The sequence below is a fragment of the Devosia polycyclovorans genome (assembly GCF_042181575.1).
GTDB lineage: Bacteria > Pseudomonadota > Alphaproteobacteria > Rhizobiales > Devosiaceae > Devosia > Devosia polycyclovorans.
Genome location: NZ_CP170082.1, coordinates 780,012 through 794,024 on the forward strand (window position 1 = coordinate 780,012; position 14,013 = coordinate 794,024).

At 63.9% G+C, this 14,013-nt stretch carries 15 protein-coding genes and 1 tRNA gene; 7 read left to right on the top strand and 9 right to left on the bottom strand.

From position 1 onward, the window contains the following. Nucleotides 1–123 precede the first annotated feature (123 nt). Nucleotides 124–870 (top strand): hypothetical protein, encoded by a 747-nt coding sequence (locus ACE4RL_RS03980; protein ID WP_375599234.1) that lies wholly within the window; start codon nt 124–126, stop codon nt 868–870. 19 nt (nt 871–889) lie between these two features. On the opposite strand, the gene ACE4RL_RS03985 is transcribed toward ACE4RL_RS03980, so the two are convergent. From ACE4RL_RS03985 to hemC, 5 genes are all read right to left on the bottom strand, one after another. After that, nucleotides 890–965 (bottom strand) — tRNA-Thr (locus ACE4RL_RS03985). A gap of 38 nt (nt 966–1,003) precedes the next feature. Continuing rightward, nucleotides 1,004–2,389, bottom strand: coding sequence for a heme biosynthesis protein HemY (locus ACE4RL_RS03990; RefSeq protein ID WP_375599235.1), 1,386 nt, complete (start codon nt 2,387–2,389; stop codon nt 1,004–1,006). Then, nucleotides 2,386–3,642 carry a COG4223 family protein gene (locus ACE4RL_RS03995; RefSeq protein ID WP_375599236.1) on the bottom strand — a complete coding sequence of 419 codons (1,257 nt, stop codon included), beginning with the start codon at nt 3,640–3,642 and terminating at the stop codon, nt 2,386–2,388. The genes ACE4RL_RS03990 and ACE4RL_RS03995 overlap by 4 nt, the downstream gene beginning before the upstream one ends. Before the next feature lie 24 nt (nt 3,643–3,666). Then, on the bottom strand, nt 3,667–4,410 hold the full coding sequence (locus ACE4RL_RS04000) for a uroporphyrinogen-III synthase (RefSeq protein WP_375599237.1): 744 nt from the start codon (nt 4,408–4,410) through the stop codon (nt 3,667–3,669). Next, the gene (gene hemC, locus ACE4RL_RS04005) at nt 4,398–5,336 is read right to left on the bottom strand and encodes a hydroxymethylbilane synthase (RefSeq protein WP_375599238.1); all 939 of its coding nucleotides are present in this window, start codon (nt 5,334–5,336) and stop codon (nt 4,398–4,400) included. Before hemC ends, ACE4RL_RS04000 begins: the two co-directional genes overlap by 13 nt. A 56-nt stretch (nt 5,337–5,392) precedes the next feature. Between hemC and tsaD the strand changes: the two genes are divergently transcribed. The 6 genes from tsaD to ACE4RL_RS04035 all read left to right on the top strand — a co-directional run bounded on the left by tsaD (nt 5,393) and on the right by ACE4RL_RS04035 (nt 9,699). Beyond that, complete coding sequence (gene tsaD / locus ACE4RL_RS04010) at nt 5,393–6,472, top strand: tRNA (adenosine(37)-N6)-threonylcarbamoyltransferase complex transferase subunit TsaD (protein WP_375599239.1); 1,080 nt, start codon at nt 5,393–5,395, stop codon at nt 6,470–6,472. Then, nucleotides 6,462–7,448, top strand: coding sequence for an NAD(P)H-dependent glycerol-3-phosphate dehydrogenase (locus ACE4RL_RS04015; protein WP_375599240.1), 987 nt, complete (start codon nt 6,462–6,464; stop codon nt 7,446–7,448). The genes tsaD and ACE4RL_RS04015 overlap by 11 nt, the downstream gene beginning before the upstream one ends. 1 nt (nt 7,449) lies before the next feature. Then, a complete protein-coding gene (locus ACE4RL_RS04020) occupies nt 7,450–7,743 on the top strand; it encodes a YciI family protein (protein ID WP_375599241.1) in 294 nt (97 codons plus the stop codon). Between the two features lie 4 nt (nt 7,744–7,747). Beyond that, the gene (locus ACE4RL_RS04025; RefSeq protein ID WP_375599242.1) at nt 7,748–8,182 is read left to right on the top strand and encodes an EVE domain-containing protein; all 435 of its coding nucleotides are present in this window, start codon (nt 7,748–7,750) and stop codon (nt 8,180–8,182) included. Between the two features lie 258 nt (nt 8,183–8,440). After that, nucleotides 8,441–9,193 (top strand): siderophore-interacting protein, encoded by a 753-nt coding sequence (locus tag ACE4RL_RS04030; RefSeq protein WP_375599243.1) that lies wholly within the window; start codon nt 8,441–8,443, stop codon nt 9,191–9,193. A gap of 101 nt (nt 9,194–9,294) precedes the next feature. Then, nucleotides 9,295–9,699 carry a DUF1761 domain-containing protein gene (locus ACE4RL_RS04035; protein ID WP_375599244.1) on the top strand — a complete coding sequence of 135 codons (405 nt, stop codon included), beginning with the start codon at nt 9,295–9,297 and terminating at the stop codon, nt 9,697–9,699. On the opposite strand, the gene ACE4RL_RS04040 is transcribed toward ACE4RL_RS04035, so the two are convergent. The 4 genes from ACE4RL_RS04040 to dapF all read right to left on the bottom strand — a co-directional run bounded on the left by ACE4RL_RS04040 (nt 9,696) and on the right by dapF (nt 13,764). After that, on the bottom strand, nt 9,696–10,313 hold the full coding sequence (locus tag ACE4RL_RS04040; protein ID WP_375599245.1) for a septation protein A: 618 nt from the start codon (nt 10,311–10,313) through the stop codon (nt 9,696–9,698). The two genes, ACE4RL_RS04035 and ACE4RL_RS04040, sit on opposite strands and share 4 nt — an antisense overlap. A 118-nt stretch (nt 10,314–10,431) precedes the next feature. Then, complete coding sequence (gene ftsY, locus ACE4RL_RS04045; protein WP_375599246.1) at nt 10,432–11,637, bottom strand: signal recognition particle-docking protein FtsY; 1,206 nt, start codon at nt 11,635–11,637, stop codon at nt 10,432–10,434. A 16-nt stretch (nt 11,638–11,653) separates the two neighbouring features. Continuing rightward, the gene (gene mtaB / locus ACE4RL_RS04050; RefSeq protein WP_375599247.1) at nt 11,654–12,916 is read right to left on the bottom strand and encodes a tRNA (N(6)-L-threonylcarbamoyladenosine(37)-C(2))-methylthiotransferase MtaB; all 1,263 of its coding nucleotides are present in this window, start codon (nt 12,914–12,916) and stop codon (nt 11,654–11,656) included. Continuing rightward, a complete protein-coding gene (dapF, locus tag ACE4RL_RS04055; protein WP_375600234.1) occupies nt 12,916–13,764 on the bottom strand; it encodes a diaminopimelate epimerase in 849 nt (282 codons plus the stop codon). The genes mtaB and dapF overlap by 1 nt, the downstream gene beginning before the upstream one ends. Nucleotides 13,765–14,013 lie beyond the last annotated feature (249 nt).

Below are 14,013 nucleotides of genomic sequence, written 5' to 3' on the forward strand. Positions count from 1 at the left end.
GCTTTTGCCGCCGGTGATGGCTAAGTGGCCGTGCCCTCGTGATTTTTCCGCATGCGGAAATCCCTAACAAAAGGTTAAGCTCCGGCCGTCCATCGAAAATGGTAGCGGTAAATGAGTGCGGCAATGGATAGGGCAGCGGGCGCAACCTCGCAATTTGCCACAAGCCTGATCGACCTGCTGGATCGCGTGCATTATCGCCGCGTGTCGGTCGAAGAGCAGTTCGATCCGGTCTACAAGCTGCGCTACGAAGCCTATCGCCGAGAGGACTTCATTCCGATCAATTCCCAACAGATCACCCGGGACAAGTTCGACGATGCGCCGAACTGCCATTGTTTCGGTGTCTATATCGATGATCGCCTGGTCAGTTCGATCCGCTTGCACGCAGTGACGGGCGACGAGCCAACTTCGCCCAGCCGGCTGATCTGGCCCGATGTGCTGGGCGGCCTGCTTGCAGAGGGTGGCGCCTATATCGATCCCAGCCGTTTTACCGCTGATCACGACGCGTCGCTGGAATTTCCCGCCCTGCCATACCTCACCCTCAGGGTTGCGGTGATGGCCTGTGAGTATTTCCAAACCACGCATTGCATTTCATCGGTGCGGCCTGAGCACGGCCCGTTTTACCGGCGGGTGTTCGGGCTCGAGCAGATGGCCGGGATCGGGCATTGGGGCGAGTTGACCTTCCCGGTCTGCCTGTTCGGCGCCCGGGTCGAGGTGATCTACAACAAGGTGATGTCCCGCTTTCCCTTCTTCATGTCGACCCATGAGGAGCGGGCGGCGCTGTTCGCGCCGAACGTGGAGCGTGTGCCGGCCATCGCACCCACCGCGCGCATGGCCCATCGCCTGCGGTTGCTGGACGCTGCACAAAGTTAGTGCGGGCAATCTGAAGGGGTGGTGCCGCAGAAGGGACTCGAACCCCCGACCCCATCATTACGAATGACGTGCTCTACCAACTGAGCTACTGCGGCGTTCCGCCGGGGCGTGCCCCGGGTGGATGGCGGGTCTTTTACTGGGCGTTTTCGGCCGGCGCAAGGGGCAAGGATGGCTCATTGGACAGCAGGGCCGGTGTCGTTCCTGCGGCCGGCGAGGGGGTGGCCTGGGGACGCGCGGTGGTGGCGACCGGAACCTTCCATTCAAAGGCATCAAGCCGCCCGGTCACCGGGGAAACCGGCTCCCATTCGTCGCTGACAATGCCATCGGCGGTCCAGGCCGGATCGCGCGGCGCGCGAACGGCGCGAGCCAGCCATTCGCGAGCCTTGCCCTGATCGCCGTTCTGACCCTCCTCGATCTCGGCCATCAGGCTGGCCACACCCTGCGTCACGTCGGTCGCAATGAACGGCGCCAAGGCCTCGCGGGCGCGCGGCCAGTCATAGGCATCAATGGCAGCGCGGGCCATGGCCATGCCAGCAGCACGGTGCGGTGGTGGCATCTCGATGATTTCGCCAATGCGCTTAAGCCTGTCCACCGCCGAGGCACCTGGCTGGGAATGGGCGTAAAGCGCGGCGACATCGGGATGGCCGGTGGCGCGCCAGATCCGGCGCAGCAGGCTTTGGGCACGGCGGGCTTCGTTGCGATTGGAATAGATGCGCGCCGCAATCAGTGCAGCCGGCACGAAATCGGGCAGCAACTTGAGCGCGGTCAGGGCATGCTCGAGCGCGCTGTTGGGTTGGCTGATTTCGCTTTCCCGGGCGCGCGCGGTCTCGATAACGGCCTGGCGGCGGCGCTTCCGGGCTTTTTCCTCGCGGGTCGAGGCGGGCTCGGCATTGACCATGCCGACGGCCTCCGCCCATTGGCCGCGCTTGGCCAGATCGTCGAATACCGCCTGGCTGGCCCAATTGGTTTCCGGCGAAAGCGTCAGGGTCTTGCGAGCAAAGGTCAATGCGGCGTCAGGGCGGTTCTGTGCGCGCGCCTGATCATAAAGGCCGGTGAGGGCGGCGACGGCGGTTTTCTCGCTGGCAATCAGAGCGCGATAATGCTCGCGGGCCGCCGGCATGTCGCCCAGAGCTAGATCGGCGCGGGCTTCAAGCAGCTTGGCCGCCCCATTGTCGGGCAGGCGCGCCTGCGCCTCGCGCGCCATGATGCGGGCGCGGGCCGGATCGCCGGCCTGTAACGCAATGACAGCGTCAGAGAGAGCTTCCACGCCCTGTTCCCGGCGCCGCGCCGCGCGTCGCCTGGCCATGGCCCTGGGTGCGCCGATCAGACGGCGGGCAATGGCCCAGACTGCGATGATCAGGGCCGCTGCAACCAGCAAGATGACCACGGCCGTTCCGAGGCGCGGCTGCATGCGATAGCCCGCCAGCTCCAGCGTGAGCGTGCCGGGCAGGGCAATAATCCAGGCCGCGATACCGGCTACAACCAGACTGCCGATGATCCAGGAGGCGAGACGAATCATGCGCCGGTCTCCCCGGTCAGGGCCGTCTCGCGCAACTGGGCAAGAAATTCTTCGGCCGCCGCGAGCCGGGCAATGTCCTCGACCAGCCCGCCGGCAGCGTCGTGCATGGGCCGGGGCAGGGCATTCAACTCAGCCTGCGCGGCCGAGAAGTCGCGGGCTGCCACTGCCGCCTCGAGACGGGCGATGATCGCGTCCGGGCTGTCGCCTTCGACAGCACCGGTGGGACGCATGGCGACCAGGCCGCGGAACCAGTCCAGGCCCGCATCCTGCCAGCTGGCCTCTGTGTCGGCCGGCCGGCCAGCCAGCATGTCGGGCAGCACTGCGTCGAGCCGGTTGGCGATGAGATTGGGTTGGGGCAGGCCGCTCGCAGCGGCGTCGGCCACAGCTTCAGGCACGAGATAATCGGGTCGCGCCTGGCGGAGCGCGGCCAGTTCGGTCTCATAGGGACGCCCAGCGTCAAAGGCACTTTCGAGTGACGAGAAGATCAGCGGCAGGCGAGCGGCGTTAAGGCCATCACCGGCCGTTTCGGATGTCATCTCAGTCAGCGCGGCGATGTCCTCTCGCGCCTGTGCCAGTTGCACACTGGTCTCGGCGGCACTGGTGCGCAGAGCGGCCAGTTCCGCTTCAATGGCCGTGAGATTTTCCGGGGACGCAGATTCCGGGCTCGAGCGCGACGCCAGCTCGTCCAGGCGGGTCGAGAGTGCGGTCAGATCTTCGGCGCTGGCAAGACCGCTCATGTCCAGAGTGTTGCCCGATTGTTCGGCCTGGCTGGTTTCGAGCGCGCCGACCCGTCGGGTGAGGGTCGAAAGCTCGTCCTGAACCGTGCTGGCGACCGTTTCGAGTTCGGGTATGGCGGTTGCGAATTGTGCCAGCCGCGGATCGGCCGGTGGAGCGGACTGTTCCGGCGCCGGCCAGAGACCATACCAGGCCAGCCCATAGGCCGCGCCAAGGCCTAGCGCTCCGCCGACCAGACCGGCGATCCAAACGCTGCCGCTGCCGTTGCCGCTGCCGACCGGAGCCGGGGCCGCCGGCTTGCTTGCTGTAGCGCTGGCCGGCTTTCCGGACGTGGCGCTGCTCCCGGACGTAGCAGATTTGGTCGAATCAGCCGGTTTGCTTCCGGCAGCAGACTTGGCGGTGCCTTCCAGCACAGGTGGCTTGACCGGGCCGGACTTGACCGGGCCGGACTTGGCGGCGGCCGGTTCGCCAGCCTTGGGGTCGGTGTCTGGCGTATGCTTGCCGGTGGTATCAGCCATGGCCCATCCTCTCATTCGCTCCGATCATGACCCAGTTTGCTCGCGGGCAAAAGCCAGTGCGATGCTCATCATTGCCTCTTCGCTGGGATGATCTGCCAAAAGTACACGGCTGAAATGCTTCTCGATCAGCGGCGTTGCGACATTTTCCGAAAGGCAGATGACAGGCAGTTGGCGGCGCACGGCCTCGGCAGTGACCGGGGCAGCCAACGTACAGAAGATTTCGGCAGTGCGGCGCGAATAGAACAAGACCGCGTCGAAGCTGCCGGTGGTCAATTGCCCGGCTATCTGTGGCGGCAGGGAGGTTTCGGCCACCATTTCATAGACAGGAACCGTCACCACCATGAGCCCATGCGGAGCAAGGGCATGCGCCAGATCGCCGCTTAAGTGTTTTCCGGCTGGATAGAATACGGGTCCGTCCAGCCGGGCCAGGGCGATGGTGGTAGCGAGCGACTCCAGCGTGCCATCGGCCGCGCTAACCTGGCTGAAGCCGAGCTGGCGCGCCTCATGGGCCGTACGGTCACCCACGGCGAAAACCGGCTTGTCCTGGATCCCGGCGGTGGCACCCAGATCGTTCAAGGCACGCAAGGCATTGGAGCTGGTCAGCGCAATGGCCGCAAAGCCCTCGGGCGGCGGCAAATGGGCGGGCAGGGTCTGGCGCGTCATCAGGGGAGCGATCTCGGCGGCGATGTCGAGCGCCGCCAACCGCTCGCATGTGCCCTGGGCGTCGGGCTCGGGCCGTGTGACCAGCATGCGCATCAGTCTGCCCATTGCGCCAGCCAATCGGGTCCGGCCTGATTGAGCAGGTCGCGGCCCACTATTTCACCCAGGGCGATCGGATCGTCACCTTCGGCCACGGCGCGGAAACTGGTCTGGCCGTCCAGACTGAGGATTTCGCCCTTAAGGGTGAGCTGCCCGTCTTCATTCAAGGTCAGGGCACCAACCGGGGTGCGGCAGGACCCATCGAGTACGGCAAGCATGCTGCGCTCGGCGGAGATGGCGGTGTGGGTCGGTGCGTGGTCGAGTGGTGCGATGAGCTCGCGCAGGCGATCATCATCTTTCCGGATGGCAAGGCCTATGGCGCCCTGGGCGGGGGCCGGCATAAAGTGTTCGGGATCGAGAATGGCGGTGGCGCGGTGACCCTCGTCCAGCCGGTTGAGGCCGGCCATGGCCAACAGGGTGGCGTCGGCGACACCGTCGAGCAGCTTTTGCAGGCGGGTGTGCACATTGCCGCGGAACGGCACGATCCTGAGATCGGGCCTGAGACGCAGGGCCTGGGCAGCGCGGCGGATGGAGGAGGTGCCGAAACGCGCCCCTTCGGGCAAATTGTCGATGCCTTTTACCGTTACCGAGAGGAAGGCGTCGCGCACATCCTCGCGCTCCAGGAAGGCGACCAATTCGATGCTGGCCGGCAAGCCCGTTGCAACGTCCTTGCTGGAATGCACGCCAATATCGATGCGGCCCGCGAGCAGAGCCTCGTCGATTTCCTTGGTAAAGACGCCCTTGCCGCCAATCTCGGACAGCGTGGTGTTGTCCTTCTGACTGCGATCGCCGCCGGTCGAAAACACCTCGATCTCGATTTGCTCCTTGGCCACGCCATGGGCCTCTGAAAGCAGATCGCGCACCAGATTGGCCTGGGCCAGCGCCAATGGGCTGCCGCGCGTTCCGATCCGGGCGAAGTGGGGGGGCGATTGCATAATCGGGCAGTCCTAGTGTACGCGATAGGCTCGGATTTGGAGTAGACCAGTTCGCCGTGACCGGGCAAGCACAAGCCATCATTCTGGGTATCGAGACCAGCTGCGACGAAACCGCCGCGGCGGTAGTCGTACGAGATCAATCGGGCCGGGGCACTATTCGTTCCAATGTGGTGCGCTCCCAGCTTGATGAACATGCCGCATTTGGTGGCGTGGTGCCCGAGCTGGCGGCGCGCGCGCATGTTGAATGGCTCGACCATATCATCGCGCAGGCAGCCGCGGAGGCGGGCATCGCCCTCAAAGATGTCGACGCCATAGCGGCAACGGCCGGGCCGGGGCTGATTGGCGGGGTTCTGGTGGGGCTGACCACCGCCAAGGCGCTGGCGGCCTCGCTGGGCAAGCCGCTGATCGCGGTCAATCATCTCGAAGGCCATGCTCTGACGGCGCGGCTGACCGACGGGGTACAGTTTCCCTATCTGATGCTCTTGGTGTCCGGTGGGCACAGCCAGTTTGTTCTGGTGCGCGGCGTGGGCGACTATGAGCGCTGGGGCGGCACGATCGACGATGCCCTGGGCGAAGCGTTCGACAAGGTCGCCAAGCTGTTGAGTCTCGGGCATCCAGGCGGACCTGCGGTGGAACAGATCGCGGCCAGCGGCGATCCGGCCCGGTTCAAGTTTCCGCGCCCCCTGCTGCGCGAGCAGCGCCTCGATTTCTCCTTCTCGGGCCTTAAAACAGCGGTGCGATTGCAGGCCGAGGCCCTGGCGCCTCTGAGCGAGCAGGATGTGGCTGATATCGCCGCGGGCTTTCAGGCGTCGGTCACCGAGATCATTGCCGTGCGCGCCCAACAGGCGCTGGAGCGGTTCAGTGCCGAATTGCCTCAGGCAGAGCCGCAATTGGTGGTGGCCGGTGGCGTGGCGGCCAATCGGGCCATTGCGAGAGCGCTTGAGCGCGTCACTCGGGAAATGGGAGCGCGCCTGGTGGTGCCGCCGATTGCGCTGTGCACCGACAATGGTGCCATGGTGGCCTGGGCTGGCGCGGAGCGCTTCGCGCTGGGGGCAGTCGACGGGCTCGAGGTCGAGGCGCGGCCGCGTTGGCCGCTCGATACGCCAGGCATGAAGGTTGGTGACCATGCAGCTTGAAAGCGTCGCCGTCATCGGGGGTGGGGCCTGGGGCACTGCACTGGCGCAGGCGGCGGTCATGGCCGGGCGAGGCACCAGTCTGGTGGTCAGGACGGCCGAGCAGGCAGAGGCGATCAATCGCGATCACGTCAATGTGCGGGCTTTGCCGGGCCAGAGCCTGCTGCCGGGCCTGGTGGCAACCGATCGGCTGGAGCCGGCCGATATCGTGATCCTGGCGGTCCCGGCACAGTCGACCCGGACGCTGCTCTCCGGGCTGGACCCGGAGATCCTGGCCGGACGGCCGGTGGTGCTGTCGGCCAAGGGGCTCGAAACCGGCACGCTGGCGCGGCAGAGCGAAATCCTGATCGACATGGCACCTGAAGCCATTCCCTTTGTGCTCTCCGGTCCCAGCTTTGCTGCCGATCTGGCAGCAGGCCGCCCGACGGCAGTGACGTTGGCAGGTGACGATGCCAGCGATACCTCGGCGCTGGCGGCTGCACTGGCCGGGCCCAGTTTCCGGCCCTATGCGGCCGATGACCGGATTGGCGTCGAGATTGCCGGTGCCCTCAAGAATGTCTACGCGCTGGCCTGTGGCGCGGTGGATGGCGCCGATCTGGGTGCCTCGGCACGGGCCGCGCTGATTGCGCGGGGCTATGCGGAAATGGCTCGGGTGGTCACCGCCATGGGCGGCTCGGCGCATACGCTGACCGGATTGGCCGGGCTGGGCGACCTCACTCTCACCTGCACCTCAGTGCAATCGCGAAATTATCAGTTCGGCATGGCGCTTGGGGCGGGGCGTACCACAGAGGAGATTGTCGCGGGCGGGGCCAAGCTGGCAGAAGGCGTGGCCACTGCGCCGGTCGCTGCAGCCCTGGCGAAAAGCCTTGATATCGAGGCGCCGCTGATCGATGCCGTTGACGCCGTAGTTGCCGGCAAAGCTGATATTACCACCATTGTTGCGGGACTGATGTCCCGACCGCTTAAAAGGGAAAACTGAAATGCTCTACGCCATGATCGCCAAGGACGCGCCCGGCGCGTTGCAGACGCGGCTCGATACGCGGCCGGCGCATCTGGATCACCTCAATTCGCTAGGCAAGAAGCTGGTCTTTGCCGGGGCGCTGCTCAATGCCGAGGAGCAGCCCGAAGGCTCGATCGTGGTGTTCGAAGCGGGCGATCTGGCCGAGGCCGAAGCGCTGGCGGCGGCCGATCCGTTTGTGCCGGCTGGTGTTTTCGCCAGCTATGAGGTCAAGCGCTGGCGCATTGCCATAAACACCACCGGCGTCGAGTTCTAGGGCGATGGCCTATTGGCTGATGAAGTCTGAGCCGGATGTGTTTTCCTTTGACGATCTGGTCGCCAAGACGGCCAAGGGCGAGGCCGAGGAATGGCACGGCGTGCGCAATTACGCGGCGCGCAACAATATGCGCGAGATGAAAGTGGGCGACGAGGCCTTCTTCTATCATTCCAATATCGGCAAGGACATTGTGGGAATCATGAAGATCGTGGTGCCCGCGCACCCTGACAGCACGGCCGAACTCAATGCCAAGGGTGAAGTGGTGTGGGAATGCGTGGATGTGCAATCGGTCAAGCCGTTTCCGCGTCCAGTGAGCCTGGCGGAAATCAAGGCAACGCCTGAACTGGCGGAGATCGAACTGGTGCGGCTCTCGCGCCTGTCGGTGTCCAAGGTCAGCGAGGCCGAATGGAAGCTCATCTGCAAAATGGGTGGCTTGTAGCCGTCCCGCAGGGGAAATCGCTCCGGTGGAGCGATTTTAGGCTACAAGGCCCGCAGAGCTATGCTCGCAGGGCGGGCGGCCGTCCCGCAGGGGAAATCGCTCCGGTGGAGCGATTTTAGGCTACAAGGCCCGCAGAGCTATGCTCGCAGGGCGGGCGGCCGTCCCGCAGGGAAATCGCTCCGGTTATCTGCTTATAAGTTGACTTGTCTAATCATCTATAAAATGGCAAGTCGTCCTGCGACGAGATAGGAGACGGTGATGGTCAAGCAGATGCGCAATTTCCAGGTAGTGGAGACCGGACACGTCACGCCCAACATGTTTCGCGTTCGCTTCGGCGGACCAGAGGCCTCCGAGTTTCCCGAAGGCTTTGCTGGCGGTTATCTCAAGCTGCGCATTCCGCTCGAGGGCGATGCGGTAGCAGTGCGCACCTATACGATCCGCCATCAGGATCGGGATGGCATCGATGTGGACTTTGCCCTGCACGGTGACAAGGATGCCGCCGGGCTGGCGACGCGCTGGGCACTCGATGCGCAGCCGGGCATGAGCCTGGAAGCAGGCGGGCCGGGCCAACCCAAGCCACTACCGGCGGCGGATGGTCACTATGTCATTGCTGGGGACATGACAGCGCTGCCGGCAATATCGGTCAATATCGAAGCACTGGGGCCGGGCGCCAGTGGCGACGTGTTTCTCGAAATCCAGCATGAGGATGATATCCAGGACCTGGCCGTGCCGCCCAATCTGCGCCTGCACTGGCTGGTCAATCCGGTCCCGGGCAGCAGGCCGGAGCTGTTGGCCGATGCGGTGCGCGGGCTCGATTGGCCGGCGGAGCTGACCTATGCCTGGGTGGCTACTGAGTTCGAGGCGATGCGCAATCTGCGGACATATTTGCGCGGCGAATGCGGGCTGGGTCCCGACCAGCTCTACATTTCGAGCTATTGGAAGCGCGGGTTGGTCGAGGATGACCACCGCACCGTCAAGAGCGCCGACGCGCAGGCCGAATCGGCTGCCTGAGCCGCGGCTCGTTCGCCTTGCAGCAAACCTCCTATCCCCTATCGGAAATCGAGAGCGCGGACTAAGCTCCGCAAGGTGCCAAATCTCGAGGGGGAAGAAGAATGGACTTTCTAGCTGTCAATTGGCTGGCCATCGTGCTGGCAACCGTGGCCAGCATGGCGCTGGGCGCGGCATGGTATGGGGTGCTCTCGGCTCAATGGCTGGCGGCCTCGGGCCGGACCAAAGAGGATATCGATCCCAAGGACTTCATGCCCTATGTGTGGTCGGTCATCGTGCAGCTTGTCATGGCCTATTTCCTGGCCGTGCTGACGCCGCCGCTGGCAGGGGCCATGACCATCGGCCATGGGCTGCAGATCGCCTTCCTGATGTGGCTGGGCTTCGTGCTGACCTCCATGATCCTCAATCATCGCTACCAGGGCAAGCCATGGTCGCTGACCATCATCGATAGCGGCTATATCCTGGCGGCCCTGCTGGTGCAGGGACTAGTGCTGGGCCTGTTCGGCTAGCTTTCGACAACGATCGGCGGGGCCTTCACGGGTTCCGCCGGCGGCGCATATTTGTTGAGCAGCGGCAGCTGCGTCATCGAAAAGACGACAGTCAGCGGCATGATGCCCCAGACCTTGAAGGCCACCCAGAAGTCGGTCGAAAAACTGCGCCAGACCACTTCGTTGAGGATAGCAAGCACCACGAAAAACAGGCCCCAATTGAGGGTCAGTTTCCACCAGCCCTCAGGCTTGAGCTTATAGACATCGCCAAAGACATATTTCAGCAGGGGCTGCCCGAACAGCAATCCGCCCAGTAGTACCGAGGCGAATAGCGTGTTGGTGATGGTGGGCTTGATCTTGATGAATGTGTCGTCCTGCAGCCAGAGCGTCAGGCCACCAAAGACCAGCACGACGGCGCCGGTGACCAGCGGCATCACTGCGATTTTTTTGAGGATCAGCCAGCTTAGCGCCAGCGAAATGACCATTGCCGCCATGAACCAGGCGGTGGCGACGAAAATGTCGGCACGCCCATTCATGATGAAGAAGACCACCAAGGGACCCAGTTCGAGCACGAGCTTAATGATCTGGGGACGCGTCTCGTCCCAATTGATTTCGGGTTCGTCTTTTTCGGTCATTCCATAATCCGTGTACTGCCGCCAATGTGAGGGGTACCGCGACCCGATGCAAGGCAGTAGCGGACAAGAGTGGTCAGATTTTGGCTCTGCGGTGCGTAAGAGGCTCCTGTTCCGCGCCCTAGTCCCGCCCGGCAATAGCCCGCGCAAAATCGGCCGCTTCGAATGGCTCGAGATCGCCCACGCCTTCGCCGACGCCGATGAAATGTACGGGCAGGCCGAACTTTCTCGCAATGGCGACCAGAATGCCGCCCCGCGCCGTGCCGTCGAGCTTGGTCATGACGAGGCCCGTGACACCGGCGCGCTGGCCGAAGATTTCGACCTGTTTCAGGGCATTCTGCCCGGTGGTGGCATCGAGTGTGAGCAGGGTCGCGTGCGGCGCTTCGGGCTCGACCTTCTTGATGACCCGGATGACCTTTTCAAGCTCGTTCATCAGCTCGTCACGGTTCTGCAGGCGCCCCGCGGTGTCGATGATGAGCACATCGCGGCCTTCGGCTTTGGCCCGGGTCACGGCGTCGAAGGCGAGGCCTGAGGCGTCGGCGCCAGCAGGCTTGGCGATCACCGGGGCGCCGGTGCGCTCGCCCCAGATCTGCAATTGCTCAATGGCGGCGGCGCGGAAGGTGTCGCCGGCAGCCAGCATGACCGACTTGCCTTCGGCGGCGAACTTTTGTGCCAGCTTGCCGATGGTGGTGGTCTTGCCCGAGCCATTGACCCCGATCATCAGTATGATGAACGGTTTTTTGCTCGTGTCTATCACCAGGGGTTGCGCCACCGGTCCCAGCACCTTGTCCACCTCGGCGGCGAGCACGGCGCGCACATCCTCGCCCGAAACGTCCTTGTCGAAGCGATCGCGGCGCAGCGTCTCGGTTATCGCCATGGCCGTGTCGATGCCCAGATCGGCCTGGATGAGCACATCCTCGAGCTCATCGAGCGTGGCGGCGTCGAGCTTGCGCTTGGTAAAAACCGACGTGATCGAATTGGTGAGGTTGTCCGAGGATCGCTTGAGGCCCGAGGCGAGGCGCGCAAACCAGCCTTTTGGCTGTTCGGGTTCGGCTATGGGCTGCGGCGCGGCAGTCAGCTCGTCCTCGACATCCTCTATATAGTCCGGCGTGGTTTCGGGTGGGCCGGGTGGCAAATCGTGCTCGCGCAGCGGCGACGGTTCGCTGGGTTCGACCGGCGTTGTTGGGTCGGCCCCCGGCTCGGGCACATCGGGGATGGCGTCTGGGGTCACCGGCGTTTCGGGAAGTGTTTCCTCAGGTGCAGGTGCCGGCTCGGACTGATTGCCGCCAAACAGGCGCTGGAAGAAGCCGGGTTTCTTTTCGCTCATGCGATGTCCTTGATAATCACGCGGCGACCTGAAGGGGCGCGCCGACCAGCCCGTCATTGCTCAATCCGGAAATCCGAACGCCGAGCAATTGGCCCGCCTCGGTTCCGGCAACGCGTACGGGAATGAATTGTTCAGTCCGCCCTAGGCCGCTGCGTTCCACCAGCACAGACGCTGATTGCCCGATGCGGCTTTGGCACAGGGCGCGGAACTGGCTTTCGCCTGCCTCGCGCAGCAGGGTAGCGCGCGTGCGGGCCACGGCTTTGCTGACCTGCGGCATGCGTGCAGCCGGCGTGCCGGGGCGCGGCGAATAGGGGAAGGCGTGAACATAGGTGAGGTTCGCTTCCGCAATGAAGCTTAGCGAATTTTCAAACATCTCTTCGGTCTCGGTCGGGAAACCGGCGATGATATCGGCACCGAAGACCATGTCGGGACGCAAGGAACGCAGCTTATCGACCACGGCCAGCGCATCCTCGCGCAGATGCCGGCGCTTCATGCGTTTGAGGATCATGTCGTCGCCCGATTGCAGCGATAGATGCAAATGCGGCATCAGGCGCTTTTCGCTCACTGCTTCATAGAGCGCGGGGTCTGCCTCGATGCTGTCGATCGAGGAAATCCGCAGGCGCGGCAGGTCCGGCACGTGCTTCAGGATCGACTGGGTCAGCAGTCCCAGAGTTGGTTGTCCGGGCAGGTCGGGGCCATAGGAGGTGATGTCGACGCCGGTCAACACCACTTCCTTGTAGCCATTGGCAACCAGTTTTTTGATCTGCTCGACGACCAGGCCCATGGGCACGGAACGCGAGGGGCCGCGGCCGAAGGGGATGATGCAAAAGGTGCAGCGGTGGTCGCAGCCATTCTGCACCTGCACAAAGGCGCGGGTGCGTCCGTCCATGCCCTCAATGAGGTGACCGGCGGTTTCCCGCACGCTCATGATGTCGTTGACCTGGACCTTGTCATTGAGCGGTGTGCCGAAAACCATAGGCTTGTAGCTTTCGGCCCTGAGCTTGTCAGCATTGCCGATGACCAGGTCGACCTCATCCATGTCGCCAAAGCTGCGCGCCTCGGTCTGGGCGGCACAGCCGGTGACGATGATGCGCGCTTGCGGGTTGTCGCGGCGCGCCTTACGCACGGCCTGCTTGGCCTGTCGGACCGCCTCAGCGGTCACCGCGCAGGTATTTATGATGATGGCATTGTCGAGCCCGGCCTTTTCGGCCTCGGTCTTCATCACCTGGCCCTCATAGGCATTGAGACGGCAGCCAAATGTCAGTGTCTCGACCGCCATCAGGCCGCCTCGCTGCGCGTCCAGGCGCCGGTAGCCGGGTTCAGCGTGCCACGCCATTCAAACTCGGCGGGACCGGTCAGGGTCACGTGATCATTATCGAGCCATTCAATGACCAGATCGCCGCCGGGCACGGTCACGGTTGCCTTGCGGGCGGTGCGCCTGGTGCGGGCGCCGTTGACGAGGGCCGCGCAGGCGGCCGTACCACAAGCCTGGGTCAGGCCCGCGCCGCGCTCCCAGGTGCGAAGAATGATGTGGTCGGGCCGGACCACCTGGGCAATGGAGATATTGGCGCGCTCAGGGAACAGGGGATGGTTCTCCAGCAGCGGCCCGAAGCGGTCGAGCGCATAGGACCAGACGTCGTCCTTGACCCAGAAGGTGGCGTGCGGATTGCCCATGGACGCGACTGCCGGAGAATGCAGCACGGGCGCATCAATTGGCCCGATCTGCAGTTCGACATAGCGGGTATCGGCAAACTCCTCGCTGAGAGGAATCTCGTACCAGGCAAATTTGGGCGTGCCCATGTCAACCGAAATGCGTCCGTCTTCGGCTTCCTCGCCAAAAAGGATGCCAGCGACGGTTTCGAAGGTGAAGCGCTGCCGGCCCTGCTCGGCGCTGAGCATCTGCACCACGCAGCGCATGCCATTACCGCAAGCCTGGGCGATGGAGCCGTCGGAATTGATGATCTCGATATAGTTGGCTGTGCCGGGCGTGCGGGCGTCGTGGATCGCCATGATCTGGTCGAAGCGCGTCTCGGGTCGTGCATTGATGGCAATGGCCGCTTCAGGAGTGACGCGCGCCTTCGTGCCGCGCAGATCGGCCACGATGATCTGGTTGCCCAGCCCGTTCATCTTCAAAAAGGGGACGTCGCTCACGCCACAATTCCATGCTGTTTCTGCCGCGCCGGCAGGTTTGAAGCCTTATATGGCGGAACTGGGCCGCAAATGCCAGTGCGCGGCTCGGTCTGCGCGCGGCCGGGGTAGGGCTGGGTGCCGCCGCATTCCAATAATTTTCTTTTAATCTTAACCACTTGGGGGTGGGTCCGTTTTAACCAGAGCGACAGTTTTCGGGTGCGTCTGGCGGCCGGTGGGATAAGTTGG

What these genes read in the sequence shown, in the direction of transcription:
- ACE4RL_RS04020 (WP_375599241.1), top strand. Translation starts at nt 7,450, where the DNA reads ATGCTCTACGCCATGATCGCCAAGGACGCGCCCGGCGCGTTGCAGACG.
- ACE4RL_RS03990 (WP_375599235.1), bottom strand. Translation starts at nt 2,389, where the DNA reads ATGATTCGTCTCGCCTCCTGGATCATCGGCAGTCTGGTTGTAGCCGGT.
- ACE4RL_RS04035 (WP_375599244.1), top strand. Translation starts at nt 9,295, where the DNA reads ATGGACTTTCTAGCTGTCAATTGGCTGGCCATCGTGCTGGCAACCGTG.
- ACE4RL_RS04030 (WP_375599243.1), top strand. Translation starts at nt 8,441, where the DNA reads ATGGTCAAGCAGATGCGCAATTTCCAGGTAGTGGAGACCGGACACGTC.
- ACE4RL_RS04015 (WP_375599240.1), top strand. Translation starts at nt 6,462, where the DNA reads ATGCAGCTTGAAAGCGTCGCCGTCATCGGGGGTGGGGCCTGGGGCACT.
- ACE4RL_RS03995 (WP_375599236.1), bottom strand. Translation starts at nt 3,642, where the DNA reads ATGGCTGATACCACCGGCAAGCATACGCCAGACACCGACCCCAAGGCT.
- hemC (WP_375599238.1), bottom strand. Translation starts at nt 5,336, where the DNA reads ATGCAATCGCCCCCCCACTTCGCCCGGATCGGAACGCGCGGCAGCCCA.
- dapF (WP_375600234.1), bottom strand. Translation starts at nt 13,764, where the DNA reads ATGAACGGGCTGGGCAACCAGATCATCGTGGCCGATCTGCGCGGCACG.
- ACE4RL_RS04000 (WP_375599237.1), bottom strand. Translation starts at nt 4,410, where the DNA reads ATGGGCAGACTGATGCGCATGCTGGTCACACGGCCCGAGCCCGACGCC.
- ACE4RL_RS03980 (WP_375599234.1), top strand. Translation starts at nt 124, where the DNA reads ATGGATAGGGCAGCGGGCGCAACCTCGCAATTTGCCACAAGCCTGATC.
- mtaB (WP_375599247.1), bottom strand. Translation starts at nt 12,916, where the DNA reads ATGGCGGTCGAGACACTGACATTTGGCTGCCGTCTCAATGCCTATGAG.
- ACE4RL_RS04025 (WP_375599242.1), top strand. Translation starts at nt 7,748, where the DNA reads ATGGCCTATTGGCTGATGAAGTCTGAGCCGGATGTGTTTTCCTTTGAC.
- ftsY (WP_375599246.1), bottom strand. Translation starts at nt 11,637, where the DNA reads ATGAGCGAAAAGAAACCCGGCTTCTTCCAGCGCCTGTTTGGCGGCAAT.
- ACE4RL_RS04040 (WP_375599245.1), bottom strand. Translation starts at nt 10,313, where the DNA reads ATGACCGAAAAAGACGAACCCGAAATCAATTGGGACGAGACGCGTCCC.